This window comes from Rahnella victoriana (assembly GCF_021276285.1).
Lineage (GTDB): Bacteria > Pseudomonadota > Gammaproteobacteria > Enterobacterales > Enterobacteriaceae > Rahnella > Rahnella victoriana.
Map to the genome: position 1 here is coordinate 1,628,951 of NZ_CP089919.1, position 19,094 is coordinate 1,648,044.

A 19,094-nucleotide genomic window follows, 5' to 3' on the forward strand; every position below is an offset into this window, starting at 1 on the left:
TAAATGCCTGGGGCGGCTAAAATATTCAGCCAAATCCGATTACGTGAAGTAAAAGGTCTGAAAGATAGAACATCTTACCTCTGTACCCTACAAGAGAAACTTTACCCTATTTCCTGATGGGGAAAAAGAACTTTTTGTAGTTTACTTACACAAAAATCGCGGATTATGCGATCACCTTCATGGTCTGAGCCCATAATCCTGTAGCTTAATTACAAAAAAAGCTTAATAACTATTCACTTAGTGAGCCTGATCCCAGTTTTCACCGGTACCCACGTCAACTTTCAACGGCACGGCCAGCGTCATGCTTGATTCCATCAGGTTGCGGATTGTTTCGCTTGCTGCTTCAACATCATCCTTATGCACTTCAAACACCAATTCATCGTGTACCTGCATGATGATGCGGGCACGCGGTGCATCCGGTTGTTTCAGCCAGGCATCGACGCTGATCATGGCACGTTTGATAATGTCAGCCGCGGTCCCCTGCATCGGGGCATTAATCGCTGCACGCTCAGCACCTTTACGGCGCATGGCGTTGCTGGATTTAATGTCCGGCAGATACAGGCGGCGACCATCCAGCGTTTCAACATACCCCTGTTCCGACGCCTGAGCGCGGGTACGCTCCATGTATTCCAGCACGCCCGGATAGCGCTCAAAGTATAAATCCATATAACGCTGGGATTCTTTGCGCGGGATATTCAGCTGACGTGACAGACCAAAGGCGCTCATGCCATAAATCAGGCCGAAGTTAATCGCTTTCGCACTGCGGCGTTGCTCGCCAGAAACCTTCTCCAGCGGCGTGCCGAAGACTTCTGCAGCCGTTGCGCGGTGGATGTCTTTCCCCTCGGCGAACGCTTTCAGCAAACCTTCATCTTTCGATAAATGCGCCATGATGCGCAGTTCGATCTGCGAATAGTCGGCAGCCAGGATGATGTAATCCTTAGGCGCGATAAACGCCTGACGAATACGGCGACCTTCGTCATTACGCACCGGAATGTTTTGCAGATTGGGATCACTGGAAGACAGACGACCGGTGGCCGTTACCGCCTGATGATAAGACGTATGCACGCGCCCGGACTGCGGATTGATCATCAATGGCAGTTTGTCGGTGTACGTCGATTTCAGTTTTGCCAGACCACGATATTCAAGAATGACTTTTGGCAGCGGGTAATCCAGAGCCAGTTCAGCCAGAACTTCTTCATTAGTCGAAGGCGCACCACCCGGCGTTTTCTTCAGGATCGGCAGTTTCTGTTTTTCATACAGAATGGCCTGCAACTGTTTGGTTGAGGACAGATTGAAAGGTTCTTCTGCCAGCTCATGCGCCTTGTTTTCCAGCTCATTCAGGCGGATCGCCAGCTCTTTTGAATGGGCGGCGAGGATATTCTGATCAATCAGAACACCGGTACGTTCGATATGAGACAACACGGGCACCAGCGGCATTTCAATATCCGTGAAGACTTTTTTCAGGGATTCACTTTCCGCAATCCGGGGCCAGAGTGCCTGATGCAACTGCAATGTGACGTCCGCATCTTCCGCCGCATACGGTGCCGCTTGCTCCAGTGCGATTTGGTTGAAGGTAAGCTGGTTTTTCCCTTTGCCGGCAATTTCTTCAAAGCTCACCGTTTTATGTCCCAGATAGCGATCGGCAAGGCTGTCCATATCGTGACGGCCAGATACGCTGTCGAGCACATAAGACTCGAGCATGGTATCGAAGGCTATACCTTTTAATTCAATGTCGTAACGCAGTAAAACGCCGCGATCAAACTTCAGGTTCTGACCCACTTTCAGCTGTTTTTCATCTTCAAGCACAGGTTTGAGCTGTTTCAATACGTCATCGCGATCCAGCTGTACCGGCGCGTCCAGATAATCATGAGCGACTGGCAAATAGGCGGCTTTGCCTGCTTGCGTCGCAAAAGATAAACCGATGAGATTGGCCGTCAGCGTATCCAGACCATCCGTTTCAGTATCGAAGGCAAATACCTCAGAGGCTTTCAGATGACCGATCCATTCATCCAGCGTCGCCTGATCCAAAATGGTGACGTAACCGTCCTGAGAAAGTTGGTTAGGTTCGACCGATACCGCGGAGGCAGTTTCCTGATCGGCAGCTTTCTTTTTCGCTGCTGAAGGCGCTTTACCCGCCGACTTTTTACTGGTCAGCCAGGTGCCGGATTCGACATCAGCCAGCCAGCGCTTAAATTCATAACGACCAAATAACTGGTGAAGTTCATCCGCATCCGGTTCTGAAACGGTCAGTTCTGCGCAGGTCAGATCCAGCTTCACGTCCGTTTTGATGGTTGCCAGCTGGTAAGAGAGATAGGCAACGTCTTTGTTTTCCGCGAGCTTAGCGGCCATGGTTTTTGAACCACGGAAAGTCAGCGTCGACACTTTATCGAGATCCGCATATAAGTCATCAAGACCCCCAATGCCCTGCAACAGAGCCTGTGCGGTCTTTTCACCCACGCCCGGCACGCCAGGAATATTGTCCGAGGAATCGCCCATCAGCGCGAGGAAATCAATAATCAGTGAAGGCGGTACACCGTACTTTTCAACAACTTCATCTGGCCCCAGAATCGCATTGTTCATGGTGTTAATTAATGTCACTCCCGGGGTTACCAGCTGTGCCATATCTTTATCACCGGTACTGATCAGAACCGCATGCCCGGCTTTCTCTGCTTCGAGGGCCAGCGTACCAATCACGTCATCCGCTTCCACACCCGAGACCATCAGCAATGGTAAACCCATTGCCCTGACCATCTGATGAAGGGGCTCAATTTGAGAGCGCAAATCATCAGGCATCGGAGGGCGATGCGATTTGTACTGTTCGAAGAGTTCGTCACGGAAGGTTTTGCCTTTCGCGTCAAAAACCACTGCAACATGGCTTGGTGTGTATTGCAGCAACAGACTGCGCAACATATTCAGCACACCGTACATCGCGCCGGTCGGTTCGCCCGCAGAGTTGGTCAGCGGAGGAAACGCATGGTAAGCGCGATAAAGGTAGGACGAACCGTCCACCAGGATTAAGGGGTTTTCTGCTATCTGGGCCATAACTCTTCTTTATTCGTGATCAGACATGCCCTAAGGATGCCATAGCCAGCGGGAAAGACGAACCTTGAGAAGGAAATTCATTGCGAAGTTGCGAGGGATCTCGAAGGATCACCCTGTGGATAACTTTGTGAATAGTTTTTATAGGAAATTATTATCGGATCGCAGGGAGAGAATATGCCAACATTTTCGCTACTGGTATCATCAGGTTATCAGGGCGATTTATGAAATATTGGTGTAATAGAAGCTTAATAGCGATTGTGGATAGTAATATTTTTGAGGGAATAACTCGGGCCACTCCTAAATATATTTTCTGCCGTTATCATTTTTCAGCTTTAAATTTCCTGAGAATATAACACCAGCCCGAAGGCTGGTGTTGAGATGACAATGTCTTATTTTTTTGTCGCTAAGAAATTGATCACATCAGAATATTGTTTGACGTACATATCCATTGAACTGGTATCAAGCCCGTCATTTTTAACCATATATTTGCCGTTCACAAATACAGAGGGGACGCCTTGCAGCCCCAGATCCGCCGCCGCTTTCTCCTGTTGAACAACCAGGGATTTCACGACGAAGCTGTTCAGTGCAGCATCGTAATCTTCGCCTTTGACACCCGCCTGAATAAAGACTTTACGGATATCATCAGCATTCTGTACAGACTGTTGTTTCTGGACGGCATCAAACATCAGCGGACTGACTTTGTCTTCAACGCCCAAAGCAATAGCGACAGCCCATGCCTGAGTTAATTGCTTGCCTAATGGGCCCAGGAACTCAACGTGATACTTGGTATATTTAACATCTTTTGGCAGGTTCTTACGAATGCTGTCAGACACATGCCAGACTTGTTCGAACTGGTAACAGTGCGGGCAATAAAATGAGAAGAACTCAAGAACCTGTGGCTCATTAGCAACGGTTTTATCTAAAGTAACGTACTGCGCACCATCAGAAAATTGCGCGGCAGATACACTGAAGGCCATGACCATACCAACCAGTGCCAGGAATATCTTTTTCATATAAAGCCTATCTCCATTTAATTAAACTTCGAACGTTAATCGTGACTCAATACATTGGCATCAACTGTAAAGGAGGTGCCTGTAATTTCTTAACTTGCTCAGTAAAAGCGGCTATCTGACCACGCCAGAAGTCTTCATCCTGCATCCAGGGAAAACTTTTAGGAAACGCCGGATCCTCCCAGCGACGGGCAACCCAGGCCAGATAATAAACCATGCGCATAGCACGCAGCGGTTCAATCAAAGACAGCTCACGGGTATCTAACTCAGCAAACTCTCCATAAGCTTCCAGCAATATGTCCAGCTGGAGCCTTTGCTCATTTTGGTCGCCATGCAGCAACATCCAGAGATCCTGAATTGCCGGGCCATTGCGGGCATCATCCATATCCACAAACAACGGGCCATCGCGCCACAGAATATTCCCCGGATGGCAATCGCCATGCAGCCGCAGGGGCTGCCAGTCGGTGTGCCAGAATTCGCCTGTCGTGGCGATCAGGTTATCTGTTGCAGCAAAAAACGGCTCACGTAAACTTTTGGGAATAAGGGAACACTCCGCCAGGACTTCCCGCGGCCGGTAAAGGTATTCATCCAGACCGATCGTCGGCCGTGCGGTGAAAAGGCTTTCGCTGCCGACCTGATGGATGCGCCCAAGGAAACGTCCCACCCATTCCAGCTGATCAAGATTGTCTATTTCGTACTGACGCCCCCCGACACTTGGGAACACAGTAAACATATAACCCTGATAGTGATGAAGTGTATTGTCATTAATAGAAAGAGGGGCAACAGCAGGTATTTCGGCATCAGCCATATCGAGTGAAAAACGATGCTCTTCGTGAATTTGTTCTTCACTCCAGCGTTCCGGCCGGTAGAACTTCACCACATAGCGTTTTCTGTCTTCACCCAAAAACTGGTAGACACGGTTTTCATAGCTATTTAATGCAGTGAGGCCGGACTCAGCAATCAGACCGACGCTCTCTAACGCATCAAGGATAAGATCCGGCGACAATGCCTGAAAATTAAAAGCTGAATTGTTCATAACTTCATTCGGATTAGCCGCACAGAAAAATGATAATGGGAAATAGTATCATCTATTTTTCGCGGTTCGCATGAAGTTCACATAAGTTTACATCAATCTTTAATCACGCCACGGGCACGCAAAATGGCGGTTTTGAAGTCATCCTCATAATCTTTCTTCAGACCCGGGATTTCCGTGGTGCTGTCAGTACCGCGCATTTTCAGATGATAAATCAACGTATCATCGCTCAGTTCTCCTAAAGATCCCTGATAGCCACATTCCGTTGCCAGCTTTTGAATAAACTCCATCAGGTTAAGATCACAGTCTTCTTTCCAGGCCGGATGAAGCAGCTCGATCAACTCATTTACGCGATGTTCTTTCATGATATTCCCTCTCCACTGAGTGACAGACCCTAAAAATAACAGGGTTATTTCATCAGGGAAAGGACAAGCTTACGATGTAAAAGTTAAACCAGCCCGCCCCTGACGAAGGCGTTACAATGAAAGGAATATAGACGTTTCTGCAGGTAAACATAATGAGTATGGACAACATTACCGGCGTTATTTTAGCGGGTGGGCGTTCGAGCCGGATGGGGCAAGATAAAGGGCTGGTAGAAGTAAAGGGAAAGCCTTTATTTGAATACATTGCAGAGCGGTTGCGTCCGCACGTCGGCGAGATCTTGATCAGCTGCAATCAAAATGCGGATCGTTATGGCCGTGAATTTCAGACCTTTCAGGATATTACGGCGGATTTTTCAGGTCCACTGGCTGGCATGCTTGCCGCATTAACTGTCAGTAAAACGGAATGGGTTCTTTTCGTTCCCTGCGATGTGCCCGCTTTCCCGGCTAACCTGGCAGAAACCTTTCAGGAAAACGCTGCGGATCAGAAAGCCGTTTATGCCCGTGATCCTGAACGAGAACACCCGACACTTTGCCTGCTGAACCGTGATCTGATACCTGAGCTGAAATCATATCTGGAGAAGGGTGAGCGGAAATTAATGATTTTCTTTCATCAGATTGGTGCCAAAGCCGTATTGTTCAACGACTCTGCCGCGTTTTGCAATCTCAATACGCCTGAAGAGGTGGCACTCTGGGAAATTAACAACCTGGACTTATCCTGATGATCATAAACCATATACCTTTGCTGGGGATCACCGCTTACAGCGGAACGGGGAAAACGACATTACTCAAACAACTCATCCCCTGGCTACGTCAGCGCAGCATACGTACAGGTTTGATAAAGCACACTCATCATGATGTTGACGTTGATACTCCCGGGAAAGACAGTTTTGAGCTGCGTAAAGCCGGTGCAGACCAGACTATGGTTGCCAGTGACAGCCGGTGGGCATTAATGACGGAAACACCGCAGCAAGACCCGCTCAATCTCAGGTATCTCGCAACACGTTTTGACAGCGATAATCTGGATATGATCCTCGTTGAAGGGTTCAAGCACGAAGATATCGACAAAATTGTGCTTCACAGGAAAGGGACAGGAAAATCGCTGGAGCAGTTAATGGATATTCATGTTATTGCGGTGGCCAGTGATTGTCAGCCAGAGGATATACCAACGACAGTTAGCCTTATGAATATCAATGAAATAGAAGAAGTTGGGGAGTTTATTGTCCGTTGGCTGGCAAGACAGTAAAAACAACGCGATTAAGGTCGTTTGAATCGTCAAATCCTCCATAGCAAAAAGCCCTGTACGTCAGTACAGGGCTTTCCACTTATTTGATGCCTGGCAGTTCCCTACTCTCGCATGGGGAGACCCCACACTACCATCGGCGCTACGGCGTTTCACTTCTGAGTTCGGCATGGGGTCAGGTGGGACCACCGCGCTACTGCCGCCAGGCAAATTCTGTTTCATTCATACCGCATCGTGTCATGAGTTCTCACCACACACCGCCATACGAACCAATCTCGGAACAATCAGCTGAAAATCTACTTCAAAGTCTCTGCTAAAACACCTTTGGTGTTGTAAGGTTAAGCCTCTCGGGTCATTAGTACTGGTTAGCTCAATGCATCGCTGCACTTACACACCCAGCCTATCAACGTCTTAGTCTTAAACGTCCCTTCAGGTGGCTTAAAGCCACAGGGAAGACTCATCTCGAGGCAAGTTTCGCGCTTAGATGCTTTCAGCGCTTATCTTTTCCGCATTTAGCTACCGGGCAATGCCATTGGCATGACAACCCGAACACCAGTGATGCGTCCACTCCGGTCCTCTCGTACTAGGAGCAGCCCCTCTCAATCTTCCAACGCCCACGGCAGATAGGGACCGAACTGTCTCACGACGTTCTAAACCCAGCTCGCGTACCACTTTAAATGGCGAACAGCCATACCCTTGGGACCTACTTCAGCCCCAGGATGTGATGAGCCGACATCGAGGTGCCAAACACCGCCGTCGATATGAACTCTTGGGCGGTATCAGCCTGTTATCCCCGGAGTACCTTTTATCCGTTGAGCGATGGCCCTTCCATTCAGAACCACCGGATCACTATGACCTACTTTCGTACCTGCTCGAGCCGTCACTCTCGCAGTCAAGCTAGCTTATGCCATTGCACTAACCTCACGATGTCCGACCGTGATTAGCTAACCTTCGTGCTCCTCCGTTACTCTTTAGGAGGAGACCGCCCCAGTCAAACTACCCACCAGACACTGTCCTCACCCCAGATTATGGGGCCGAGTTAGAACATCAAACATTAAAGGGTGGTATTTCAAGGTTGGCTCCACGCAGACTGGCGTCCACGCTTCAAAGCCTCCCACCTATCCTACACATCAAGGCTCAATGTTCAGTGTCAAGCTATAGTAAAGGTTCACGGGTCTTTCCGTCTTGCCGCGGGTACACTGCATCTTCACAGCGAGTTCAATTTCACTGAGTCTCGGTGGAGACAGCCTGGCCATCATTACGCCATTCGTGCAGGTCGGAACTTACCCGACAAGGAATTTCGCTACCTTAGGACCGTTATAGTTACGGCCGCCGTTTACCGGGGCTTCGATCAAGAGCTTCTCCTTACGGATAACCCCATCAATTAACCTTCCGGCACCGGGCAGGCGTCACACCGTATACGTCCACTTTCGTGTTTGCACAGTGCTGTGTTTTTATTAAACAGTTGCAGCCAGCTGGTATCTTCGACTGGCTTCAGCTCCGGGAGCAAGTCCCTTCACCTACGCGCCAGCGTGCCTTCTCCCGAAGTTACGGCACCATTTTGCCTAGTTCCTTCACCCGAGTTCTCTCAAGCGCCTGAGTATTCTCTACCTGACCACCTGTGTCGGTTTGGGGTACGATTTCGTGTTACCTGGAGCTTAGAGGCTTTTCCTGGAAGCTTGGCATCAACTACTTCATCACCGTAGTGACTCGTTATCACGCCTCAGGGTTAAAGTAATCCGGATTTACCAGGACTACACCCCTACACGCTTGAACCGGGACAACCGTCGCCCGGCTAGCCTAGCCTTCTCCGTCCCCCCTTCGCAGTAACACCAAGTGCTGGAATATTAACCAGCTTCCCATCGACTACGCTTTTCAGCCTCGCCTTAGGGGTCGACTCACCCTGCCCCGATTAACGTTGGACAGGAACCCTTGGTCTTCCGGCGTGCGGGTTTTTCACCCGCATTATCGTTACTTATGTCAGCATTCGCACTTCTGATACCTCCAGCAAACCTCACAGTTCACCTTCGACGGCTTACAGAACGCTCCCCTACCCAACAACACCTAAGTGTCGCTGCCGCAGCTTCGGTGCATGGTTTAGCCCCGTTACATCTTCCGCGCAGGCCGACTCGACCAGTGAGCTATTACGCTTTCTTTAAATGATGGCTGCTTCTAAGCCAACATCCTGGCTGTCTATGCCTTCCCACATCGTTTCCCACTTAACCATGACTTTGGGACCTTAGCTGGCGGTCTGGGTTGTTTCCCTCTTCACGACGGACGTTAGCACCCGCCGTGTGTCTCCCGTGATAACATTCTTCGGTATTCGTAGTTTGCATCGAGTTGGTAAGCCGGGATGGCCCCCTAGTCGAAACAGTGCTCTACCCCCGAAGATGAGTTCACGAGGCGCTACCTAAATAGCTTTCGGGGAGAACCAGCTATCTCCCGGTTTGATTGGCCTTTCACCCCCAGCCACAAGTCATCCGCTAATTTTTCAACATTAGTCGGTTCGGTCCTCCAGTTAGTGTTACCCAACCTTCAACCTGCCCATGGCTAGATCACCGGGTTTCGGGTCTATACCTTGCAACTTGACGCCCAGTTAAGACTCGGTTTCCCTACGGCTCCCCTATACGGTTAACCTTGCTACAAAATATAAGTCGCTGACCCATTATACAAAAGGTACGCAGTCACCCAACAAAGTAGGCTCCCACTGCTTGTACGTACACGGTTTCAGGTTCTATTTCACTCCCCTCGCCGGGGTTCTTTTCGCCTTTCCCTCACGGTACTGGTTCACTATCGGTCAGTCAGGAGTATTTAGCCTTGGAGGATGGTCCCCCCATATTCAGACAGGATGTCACGTGTCCCGCCCTACTCATCGAACTCACAACGTATGCATTTTTGTGTACGGGACTATCACCCTATACTGTGCGACTTTCCAGACGCTTCCACTAACACATACCCTGATTCAGGTTCTGGGCTCTTCCCCGTTCGCTCGCCGCTACTGGGGGAATCTCGGTTGATTTCTTTTCCTCGGGGTACTTAGATGTTTCAGTTCCCCCGGTTCGCCTCATTACACTATGTATTCATGTAATGATAATGTGTCGAAACACACTGGGTTTCCCCATTCGGGTATCGTCGGGTATAACGGTTCATATCACCTTGCCGACGCTTTTCGCAGATTAGCACGCCCTTCATCGCCTCTGACTGCCTAGGCATCCACCGTGTACGCTTAGTCGCTTAACCTCACAACCCGAAGGTGTCTTAAAGACAACATCGCGCTGCGATTATTTGAGAGACTCTGTTACAGACTAATCCATCACTCAGTACTTCTACGGAGAGTGATGTTCAGCTGTAAACTTTCAATTTTCAGCTTGTTCCAGATTGTTAAAGAGCAATATCTTAAACACGACTCATTAAAGTCATCTTTAAGTTATTTTCTGTTCATAAAAGAACAGTTGATAATGTCTTTCACACATTATCGGAGTGGCGTCCCCAAGGGGATTCGAACCCCTGTTACAGCCGTGAAAGGGCAGTGTCCTAGGCCTCTAGACGATGGGGACACGAAAATTCCGTACCAGACCACATACATGGTTTGGCACTTTTCGTATCAGCGTAAGGTTGCCCTCACTGCATCAACAGGTGCTCTTGCTCATTAATTTCATCAGACAATCTGTGTGGACACTGCACAATGCGTATCTTTAGGTAAGGAGGTGATCCAACCGCAGGTTCCCCTACGGTTACCTTGTTACGACTTCACCCCAGTCATGAATCACAAAGTGGTAAGCGCCCTCCGAAGGTTAAGCTACCTACTTCTTTTGCAACCCACTCCCATGGTGTGACGGGCGGTGTGTACAAGGCCCGGGAACGTATTCACCGTAGCATTCTGATCTACGATTACTAGCGATTCCGACTTCATGGAGTCGAGTTGCAGACTCAATCCGGACTACGACATACTTTATGAGGTCCGCTTGCTCTCGCGAGTTCGCTTCTCTTTGTATATGCCATTGTAGCACGTGTAGCCCTACTCGTAAGGGCCATGATGACTTGACGTCATCCCCACCTTCCTCCGGTTTATCACCGGCAGTCTCCTTTGAGTTCCCACCATTACGTGCTGGCAACAAAGGATAAGGGTTGCGCTCGTTGCGGGACTTAACCCAACATTTCACAACACGAGCTGACGACAGCCATGCAGCACCTGTCTCAGAGTTCCCGAAGGCACTAAGCTATCTCTAGCGAATTCTCTGGATGTCAAGAGTAGGTAAGGTTCTTCGCGTTGCATCGAATTAAACCACATGCTCCACCGCTTGTGCGGGCCCCCGTCAATTCATTTGAGTTTTAACCTTGCGGCCGTACTCCCCAGGCGGTCGACTTAACGCGTTAGCTCCGGAAGCCACGCCTCAAGGGCACAACCTCCAAGTCGACATCGTTTACAGCGTGGACTACCAGGGTATCTAATCCTGTTTGCTCCCCACGCTTTCGCACCTGAGCGTCAGTCTTTGTCCAGGGGGCCGCCTTCGCCACCGGTATTCCTCCAGATCTCTACGCATTTCACCGCTACACCTGGAATTCTACCCCCCTCTACAAGACTCTAGCTTGCCAGTTTCAAATGCAGTTCCCAAGTTAAGCTCGGGGATTTCACATCTGACTTAACAAACCGCCTGCGTGCGCTTTACGCCCAGTAATTCCGATTAACGCTTGCACCCTCCGTATTACCGCGGCTGCTGGCACGGAGTTAGCCGGTGCTTCTTCTGCGAGTAACGTCAATGCACAGTGCTATTAACACTGAACCCTTCCTCCTCGCTGAAAGTGCTTTACAACCCTAAGGCCTTCTTCACACACGCGGCATGGCTGCATCAGGCTTGCGCCCATTGTGCAATATTCCCCACTGCTGCCTCCCGTAGGAGTCTGGACCGTGTCTCAGTTCCAGTGTGGCTGGTCATCCTCTCAGACCAGCTAGGGATCGTCGCCTAGGTGAGCCATTACCTCACCTACTAGCTAATCCCATCTGGGCACATCCGATGGCGTGAGGCCCGAAGGTCCCCCACTTTGCTCTTTCGAGGTCATGCGGTATTAGCTACCGTTTCCAGTAGTTATCCCCCTCCATCAGGCAGTTTCCCAGACATTACTCACCCGTCCGCCGCTCGCCGGCAAAGTAGCAAGCTACTTCCCGCTGCCGCTCGACTTGCATGTGTTAGGCCTGCCGCCAGCGTTCAATCTGAGCCATGATCAAACTCTTCAATTAAAAGTTCGATTTGCTTCAACAAGTGAAGCGGTGCTCAAAAATTAACTTTCGTAATAATTCAACTAAATGAATTACTGCTTGGTCACTCTTTAAGACTTGATATTTTTTTGCCACCGAAGTGGCTGATATCGTCTTGTGAGTGCCCACACAGATTGTCTGATAAATTGTTAAAGAGCATGCCGCGGTTCGCAAGGAATCTTATGCGGCGCGGGAGGCGTATATTACGTTTTCCCGCTGAAGAGTCAAGAGATTATTCATTCGAACATTCTACTTTTTCTCTTCCTGTCCGGGCGACTTGTCAGTCGTTGTTCCCGGTCAGTGGAGGCGCATTATAGGGAGTTCTCAGAAGGCCGCAACCCCTAATTTCACTTTTTTTATCAACCGTTCACAAAATCATCATTTTTGCCCAAAGTGAGTAAATAGACACCGTTTTCCGCTCAATACACGCCAGTTTTCCGCCAGAGGCTGGAGTAAACTCTGCTTATATAATAAGAGAAAGACATTCAGGAATACCTTACATGCTACTTAATGCGCATCAACAAGCGGCTCAGCGGAACCTTTCTTATCTGCTGGCAGAGAAAATTGCACAACGCGTTTTATCTGGTGAGTACCCGGAAGGCGCCATTCTTCCGGGAGAGAATGAGTTAGGGGAGATTTTTGGGGTCAGCCGGACCGCCGTCCGTGAAGCCGTCAAGACGCTGGCAGCTAAAGGGATGCTCTTACCGCGCCCGCGCATCGGCACACGGGTAATGCCACAATCGAGCTGGAACTTTCTTGATCAGGAATTGCTGACCTGGTGGATGACTCGTGAAAACTTCGATCAGGTGATGGCGCATTTTATTGTGCTGCGCCGGGCGCTCGAACCTCAGGCTTGTGCGTTGGCTGCGCTTTCTGCCAGTAAAGAGCAAAAGCATCAGCTCTCTCTCTATATGTATGAAATGCGCCAGCTGCATAACAACTTTGACCGGGAACGCTGGATAACGGTCGATACCCAGTTTCATCAGCTTATCTATGAAGCGGGGAAAAACCCTTTCCTGACATCGTTCTCGAATTTATTCAGTTCGGTCTATCAGAGTTACTTCCGGGCAATTACCGGTAATGAAGTGATCAAGCTGGAACATCATCAGCGGCTGACCGATGCGATTCTTGCCAGTGATGCGAATGCCGCAATGCTGGAATGCCAGAGCCTGTTACTTGCCGACGAATGATCCCACCGACTGACGCACCACCAGTTCCGGTGTCAGCACCAGAACCTGCGGTTCTGAATCCGGGTCCTGCAGACGATGCAATAAGGCATCCACTGCCAGTTCTCCCAGCGAGTCTTTAGGCTGATGGATAGTAGTCAGCGGCGGCATCATATATTGCGCCAGCTGGATATCGTCATACCCCATCACGGCAACATCATCAGGAACAGACAATCCACGCTGATAAAGTGCCTGATAAACCCCCACGGCCATGGCGTCGTTACCGGCAAACACCGCATGAGGCGGTTCGGGCAGCGCCAGCAACTGTTCCATCGCGGCTAATCCACCCTCGAATTCAAAATCGCCGCTGACTTCATAACCGGGGAAAATCTTCAGACCGGCTTTTTCCATCGCCTGGCGATAACCACTCAGCCGTTCCTGCGCGGTGGTTTTATCAAGAGGCCCGGTGATGCAGGCAATACGCTGATAGCCTTGCCGGATTAAAAATGTCGTCGCCATTTCGCCACCCAGCAACGCGTTATCCTGAATAATATCTATCGCGCCATCAAAGGGTGACCAGTCCATCATCACTATCGGCAGTGACGGATAGCGGCTGATAGCCTCTTTCGAAGGCCGGTGGTTTTCCGTGCACATGATCAGCAGCCCGTCGACCCGTTTCTGTAACAGGGTTTCCAGACTCCGGTTCATGCGTTCCGCATCATTATCGGTGTTGCACAAGATGAGGCTGTATCCGCGCTCATAGCAGCTGCGCTCGACGCCACGGACCACTTCCGAATAGAAAGGGTTGCTGCTGGCCGTCAGTAACATACCAAGCGTGCGGGTCTGGTTCAGTTTCAGGCTGCGGGCTAACGCGGAAGGAGCATAGTTGAGCTGCTCAACGGCGGCATTCACTTTCTCAGCAATGGATTCACTGACAAAACGATTTTTGTTGATGACATGAGAAACGGTGGAGGTTGAAACGCCCGCCAGGCGGGCGACATCTTTCATGGTGGCCAATCAGGCCTCCTGTTGTGCGAGGAAATCGTCTATTTCATTGCGCCACGGAACAGAAGGCTGAGCGCCAGGGCGTGTCACGGCGATCGCCGCCGCTGCATGCGCGAACCGGACTGCGCTGTCCATCGGCTTGCCTTCCAGTAATGCCGTGACGAGTGCGCCGTTGAAGGTGTCCCCGGCCGCAATGGTATCGACGGCTTTCACCCGGAATCCCGCCACCAACTTTCCTTCACCGTTCTGGCTCAGCCAGACACCCTTACTGCCTAATGTAATGATGACCGTTGCGATGCCTTTGTCATGCAGAGCATTAGCGGCACGCGCGGCATCCTCATTATTATCCACTTTAATTCCCGTCAGCTTTTCAGCTTCGGTTTCGTTCGGGGTGATCATATCCACCCGCGCCAGCAATTCATCGGGCAATTCACACGCCGGAGCCGGATTGAGGATCACCTGCGTGTCGTTGTCTTTGGCGATCTTCGCTGCCGCTATCACCGTTTCGAGCGGCGATTCCAGCTGCATTAATAAAGCAGAAGCAGCAATGACCTGCTGTTTATAGCGATCCAGATATTCCGGGGTCACCGCTTTATTCGCCCCCGCATCAATACCAATAACGTTCTCACCTTCCGCATTCACGAAAATCAGTGCGACACCGGTGGTGGTGTCTTTAATGGCTTCGACAGGGTACGTATCGATATGGTCACTTGCCAGTTGCTTACGCACCCGCTCGCCAATATCGTCATCCCCCACACAGGCAATAAAAGAAATATCAGCACCACTGCGACCGGCAGCAACCGCCTGGTTCGCACCTTTACCGCCAAAGGCGACGGTGTATTGCTTACCGATAACCGTTTCGCCCGGTTGCGGGAAGTGGTTGATATTCAGAATGTGGTCGGCATTGATACTGCCAAGCACTACCAGTTTGCCTGTCTTCATGTGGAGATCCCTGCGTTAAATAGCGCCTCCGGAAAGAGGCGCGGTGACATCTGGAGAAAGAGGGTATTACGGCTGAGCAACCAGTTTCAAATCAACAGGGATAACAGCGGGTACTTTTTCGCCTTTCAGGACTTTATCTGCCGTCTGAACGCCGATCACACCGATTTGCTCAGGACGTTGTGCCACGGTCGCGCCCATCTTGCCACTGTTAACCGCTTTGATACCGTCTTCGGTGCCGTCAAAGCCGACGACCAGCACATCCGTTTTACCGGCAGTCTGCAGGGCACGCAATGCGCCGAGCGCCATTTCGTCATTCTGAGCAAACACCGCCTGCACATCCTGATGCGCAGTCAGCAGGTTCTGCATGACGTTCAGACCTTTGGTGCGGTCAAAATCAGCTGGCTGGCTGGCGAGGATCTGGAAGTGGTGTTTTTCAGCCGCCTGGGCGAAACCTTTACCACGTTCGCGGGCAACGGATGTCCCGGCGATACCTTCCAGTTCGATCACTTTGGCATTTTCGCCCAGTTTCTTCGCAATGTAATCGCCGGCCATTTTACCGCCGAAGGCGTTATCGGATGCAACGTGGCTGGCAACCACACCTTTGGTCGCCTGACGGTCAAGGGTGATCACCGGGATCTTCGCCTGGTTTGCCATGGCGACGGCATTGCCGACTGCGTCAGAATCGGTTGGGTTGATCAGCACCAGTTTGGTGCCGCGAACCGTCAGGTCCTGCACGTTTGCCAGCTCTTTGGCCGGGTTGTTCTGAGAATCGAGAACAATCAGGTTATAGCCCAGTTTGTCCGCTTCTTTTTGCGCGCCGTCTTTCATGGAAACGAAGAACGGGTTGTTCAGTGTGGAAACGACCAGCGCAATGGTGTCTTTCGCCAGAACGTTAGCACTGAAAGAAGCGGTGATCGCTGCGGCGGAAACCCAGACAGCCAGTTTTTTCATATTCATGGTCATAAGTCCTGTAGGAGAGTTTATTTGTTGCTTTTGTTATCCACCAGAACCGCCAGCAGAATGACGACTGCTTTTACGATCATCTGGTAGTAGGAAGAAACACCTAATAAGTTCAAACCGTTATTCAGGAAGCCAAGGATCAGTGCACCGATCAGCGTTCCAACAATGCGTCCTTTACCCCCGGACAGGCTGGTTCCCCCTAATACCACTGCGGCAATCGCATCCAGCTCATATCCTGTACCAGCGTTAGGCTGCGCAGAAGACAGGCGCGCCACTTCGATGATACTGGCCAGAGCCGCTAACAAACCACACAGGGAGTAGACGATAATTTTAACTTTATCGACGCTGATACCTGACAGACGCGTCGCGGATTCGTTACCGCCCAGCGCGTAGATATAACGTCCTAAGCGGGTGTGATGCAGCATGTACCACGCCGCAATAAACACCACCGCCATCAGCCAGACCGGTGTCGGGATGCCCAGTGGGCGGCCGATACCAAACCAGCCAAATACATCGGCCACATCATTAAAACCGGTGCTGATCGGGCTGCCATTGGTGTACACCATCGTGATGCCACGCAGCAGCAACATCATGACCAGCGTGGCGATAAACGCCTGGACTTTGCCTTTGGCCACAATCATGCCGGTCACACCGCCCACGGCAGCGCCGAGCGCCAGTGCGGCACCCACGGCGACAAAGGCGTTCACTTCCAGCCCGACAATTGAGGCAGCGACGGCACCCGTCAGCGCCAGCAGCGAACCGACGGACAAATCGATACCGGACGTCAGGATCACCAGCGTCATGCCGACCGCCATAATGGCGTTGACCGACGTTTGCTGGAGGATGTTAAACAGGTTATTAACGGTAAAGAAGTTCGGGCTCATGGAAGAGACCACGGCAATCAACACCAGCAGCGCAATCAGAGACTTTTGCTCCAACAACCACTCTTTACTGATCCAGCGCTTTTTGGCTGGCAATGTCTGAGAACTCATATCTGATTACTCCTGCGTCACGCCGTATTGCTTGCCGACAGCGGCTGCCATCAACACTTCCTGCGTAGCCTGTTCTATCGGGAATTCACCGCTTAAATGACCTTCGTGCATCACCAAAACCCGGTCACTCATGCCGATCACTTCCGGCATTTCTGAGGAAACCAAAATGATGCTCAGCCCTTCGCGCTTGAACTGGTTTATAAGCTGGTAAATCTCTTTTTTGGCACCGACGTCAACGCCGCGCGTCGGTTCGTCGAGGATCAGGACTTTCGGCCGCGTCATTAACCCGCGGGCAATCGCCACTTTTTGCTGATTGCCGCCGGAAAGCAGGCCGATGGTCTGCATCATCGACGGCGTTTTAATATTAAACAGGCGGATGAAATCACCGACAGCCTGCTGTTCGTCGGCATGCTTCAGGCGACCGCCGCCGTGGCTGAAATAGCGCAGCGCGGTCAGCGACATATTTTCTTTCACCGACATGCCGAGCACTAACCCATCGCGCTTACGGTCTTCGGAGATATACACAATGCCGTTTGCCAGCCCGTCCTGCGGTGAGTGTGTCACCACTTCGCGGCCATCCAGCGCCACATAACCACTTTTACGCGGCAGTGCGCCGTAGAGTATTTTCATCAGTTCGGTGCGGCCTGCGCCCATCAAACCGGAAATCCCGAGGATTTCGCCACTGTGCAAATCAAAGCTGACGTTATCGACGCCCGGCCCGCTGACATCGCGAACCTGTAAACGCAGCGCGCCACGCTCATGATTAATGCGCGGATACTGTTCCTCGAGGCGGCGACCGACCATCATTTCAATCAGCGTGTCTTCTTCCAGCTCGCTGACCGGACGTTCTGCGATGAACTGTCCGTCACGGAACACCGTCACGTCATCGCAGATTTCGAAGATTTCTTTCATGCGGTGGGAGATATACACCACACCGCAACCTGCGGCTTTCAGTTCGCGGATCACGCTAAATAAAGAAGCCGTCTCGGTATCGGTCAGGGCATCCGTCGGTTCATCCATAATGATGACTTTGGATTCGAAGCTCAGAACTTTGGCAATCTCGACCATCTGCTGGTCGCCAATCGATAATTCACCGACCAGACGATCGCTTTTGTAACGCAGATTCAGACGCGCCAGGAGTTTGTCGGCTTCGGCATACATCTTTTTCCAGTTGATGCGGCCAAAACCGTTCACAAACTCACGGCCGAGGAAGATGTTTTCAGCAATCGTCAGTTGGGGGATCAGGTTTAATTCCTGATGGATGATGCCAATCCCGGCTTCCTGAGACGCTTTCGGTCCATTGAACGCCGCTTCCTTACCGAGGAAATGGACTGAACCGGCATCTTTTTGGTAGATGCCGGTCAGCACTTTCATCATGGTGGACTTGCCCGCGCCGTTTTCTCCCACCAGCGCCATCACACGTCCCGGATAGACGCTGAGCGCCGCGCCGGAAAGTGCTTTAACGCCGGGAAAGGCTTTATCAATGCCTGTCAGTTGCAGCAAAGGTTGCATAAAGGCCTCAGAAGGTTACGCCGGCACACAGAATAACGTTCGCGTAAGGCGAACATTCCCCGCTGCGGATCACAGCCCGACTTTTTTCGCTTTGCGCTTTGAATGCCTCATGACTGACGTAATCCAAAGCAATGGTGTTTCCCTGGTGTTGTTCGAGTTGTGTCAATTGGGCGAGCAACGCTTCATGGAGTTGAGGATTTTTAGTGAGGATTTCCTCGGCGAGGATAGCCCGCTCAACCTGCATCTCATGTGTCACTACCTCTAAGACTTGTAAAAAGGTGGGGACTCCCTGGGTCAGAGCCAGATCGATGCGTTGGCAAGCTGCTGGCACCGGAAGACCGGCATCGCCAATAACCAGCTGATCGGTGTGACCTAACCGGGCAATAACATGTGAGATTTCGGCATTTAATAGCGGTGACTTCTTCATTGTGAACTCCTACAGCGAAACGTTTCGCTCACGGAGGAGTTTATAAAGTTAACCGTACATGGCAACGGGGTTGTGATGAAATTGTGATCAGCGTCGAAACGTTTCGCTGAATGATTCAGAAACCG

General features: G+C 51.0%; 14 protein-coding genes, 1 tRNA gene and 3 rRNA genes. 3 read left to right on the forward strand and 15 right to left on the reverse strand.

The features are described from left to right. Positions 1 to 25: 25 nt before the first annotated feature. The 5 genes from J9880_RS25240 to J9880_RS07520 form a co-directional block, all read right to left on the reverse strand. Entirely contained in the window at positions 26 to 73 is a 48-nt protein-coding gene (locus J9880_RS25240) for a spot 42 RNA, inhibition of DNA synthesis (RefSeq protein WP_071892919.1), read from the reverse strand. A gap of 164 nt (positions 74 to 237) precedes the next feature. Beyond that, positions 238 to 3,042: a DNA polymerase I gene (gene polA / locus J9880_RS07505; RefSeq protein WP_119823954.1), complete on the reverse strand. Its 2,805-nt coding sequence runs from the start codon at positions 3,040 to 3,042 to the stop codon at positions 238 to 240. 389 nt (positions 3,043 to 3,431) lie between these two features. Next, positions 3,432 to 4,055, reverse strand: a complete 624-nt coding sequence (gene dsbA, locus J9880_RS07510) for a thiol:disulfide interchange protein DsbA (protein ID WP_056777623.1) — start codon at positions 4,053 to 4,055, stop codon at positions 3,432 to 3,434. A 46-nt stretch (positions 4,056 to 4,101) separates the two neighbouring features. Continuing rightward, positions 4,102 to 5,088: a serine/threonine protein kinase gene (locus J9880_RS07515; RefSeq protein WP_095924070.1), complete on the reverse strand. Its 987-nt coding sequence runs from the start codon at positions 5,086 to 5,088 to the stop codon at positions 4,102 to 4,104. Positions 5,089 to 5,180: 92 nt separating this feature from the next. Next, on the reverse strand, positions 5,181 to 5,450 hold the full coding sequence (locus tag J9880_RS07520; protein WP_095924069.1) for a YihD family protein: 270 nt from the start codon (positions 5,448 to 5,450) through the stop codon (positions 5,181 to 5,183). Positions 5,451 to 5,602: 152 nt separating this feature from the next. On the opposite strand from J9880_RS07520, the gene mobA reads away from it, so the two are divergent. Both mobA and mobB read left to right on the forward strand, forming a co-directional pair. Beyond that, positions 5,603 to 6,187, forward strand: coding sequence for a molybdenum cofactor guanylyltransferase MobA (mobA, locus tag J9880_RS07525; protein WP_131693841.1), 585 nt, complete (start codon positions 5,603 to 5,605; stop codon positions 6,185 to 6,187). After that, positions 6,187 to 6,711, forward strand: coding sequence for a molybdopterin-guanine dinucleotide biosynthesis protein MobB (gene mobB, locus J9880_RS07530; protein WP_095924067.1), 525 nt, complete (start codon positions 6,187 to 6,189; stop codon positions 6,709 to 6,711). The genes mobA and mobB overlap by 1 nt, the downstream gene beginning before the upstream one ends. Positions 6,712 to 6,799: 88 nt before the next feature. Here the strand turns inward: mobB and rrf are convergent. From rrf to J9880_RS07550, 4 genes are all read right to left on the reverse strand, one after another. Further along, positions 6,800 to 6,915: ribosomal RNA gene (gene rrf / locus J9880_RS07535) — 5S ribosomal RNA — on the reverse strand. A 127-nt stretch (positions 6,916 to 7,042) separates the two neighbouring features. Beyond that, positions 7,043 to 9,948 (reverse strand): 23S ribosomal RNA (locus J9880_RS07540). 241 nt (positions 9,949 to 10,189) lie between these two features. After that, a tRNA-Glu gene (locus J9880_RS07545) sits at positions 10,190 to 10,265 on the reverse strand. 143 nt (positions 10,266 to 10,408) lie between these two features. Beyond that, a 16S ribosomal RNA gene (locus tag J9880_RS07550) occupies positions 10,409 to 11,947 on the reverse strand. The 16S, 23S and 5S rRNA genes sit together here with 1 tRNA gene alongside, the layout of an rRNA operon. Before the next feature lie 518 nt (positions 11,948 to 12,465). On the opposite strand from J9880_RS07550, the gene J9880_RS07555 reads away from it, so the two are divergent. Next, positions 12,466 to 13,155, forward strand: a complete 690-nt coding sequence (locus tag J9880_RS07555) for a FadR/GntR family transcriptional regulator (RefSeq protein WP_133822999.1) — start codon at positions 12,466 to 12,468, stop codon at positions 13,153 to 13,155. On the opposite strand, the gene rbsR is transcribed toward J9880_RS07555, so the two are convergent. The 6 genes from rbsR to rbsD all read right to left on the reverse strand — a co-directional run bounded on the left by rbsR (position 13,138) and on the right by rbsD (position 18,969). Next, positions 13,138 to 14,148 carry a ribose operon transcriptional repressor RbsR gene (gene rbsR / locus J9880_RS07560; RefSeq protein ID WP_133823000.1) on the reverse strand — a complete coding sequence of 337 codons (1,011 nt, stop codon included), beginning with the start codon at positions 14,146 to 14,148 and terminating at the stop codon, positions 13,138 to 13,140. The two genes, J9880_RS07555 and rbsR, sit on opposite strands and share 18 nt — an antisense overlap. Beyond that, positions 14,149 to 15,078, reverse strand: a complete 930-nt coding sequence (gene rbsK, locus J9880_RS07565; protein ID WP_133823001.1) for a ribokinase — start codon at positions 15,076 to 15,078, stop codon at positions 14,149 to 14,151. It abuts the gene before it with no gap. A gap of 66 nt (positions 15,079 to 15,144) precedes the next feature. Then, the gene (gene rbsB, locus J9880_RS07570; RefSeq protein WP_095924063.1) at positions 15,145 to 16,035 is read right to left on the reverse strand and encodes a ribose ABC transporter substrate-binding protein RbsB; all 891 of its coding nucleotides are present in this window, start codon (positions 16,033 to 16,035) and stop codon (positions 15,145 to 15,147) included. A 23-nt stretch (positions 16,036 to 16,058) separates the two neighbouring features. Further along, complete coding sequence (rbsC, locus tag J9880_RS07575; RefSeq protein WP_013577668.1) at positions 16,059 to 17,030, reverse strand: ribose ABC transporter permease; 972 nt, start codon at positions 17,028 to 17,030, stop codon at positions 16,059 to 16,061. 6 nt (positions 17,031 to 17,036) lie between these two features. Further along, positions 17,037 to 18,542 carry a ribose ABC transporter ATP-binding protein RbsA gene (gene rbsA / locus J9880_RS07580; protein ID WP_119825604.1) on the reverse strand — a complete coding sequence of 502 codons (1,506 nt, stop codon included), beginning with the start codon at positions 18,540 to 18,542 and terminating at the stop codon, positions 17,037 to 17,039. A gap of 7 nt (positions 18,543 to 18,549) precedes the next feature. Next, a complete protein-coding gene (rbsD, locus tag J9880_RS07585; protein WP_095924061.1) occupies positions 18,550 to 18,969 on the reverse strand; it encodes a D-ribose pyranase in 420 nt (139 codons plus the stop codon). Positions 18,970 to 19,094: the final 125 nt, after the last annotated feature.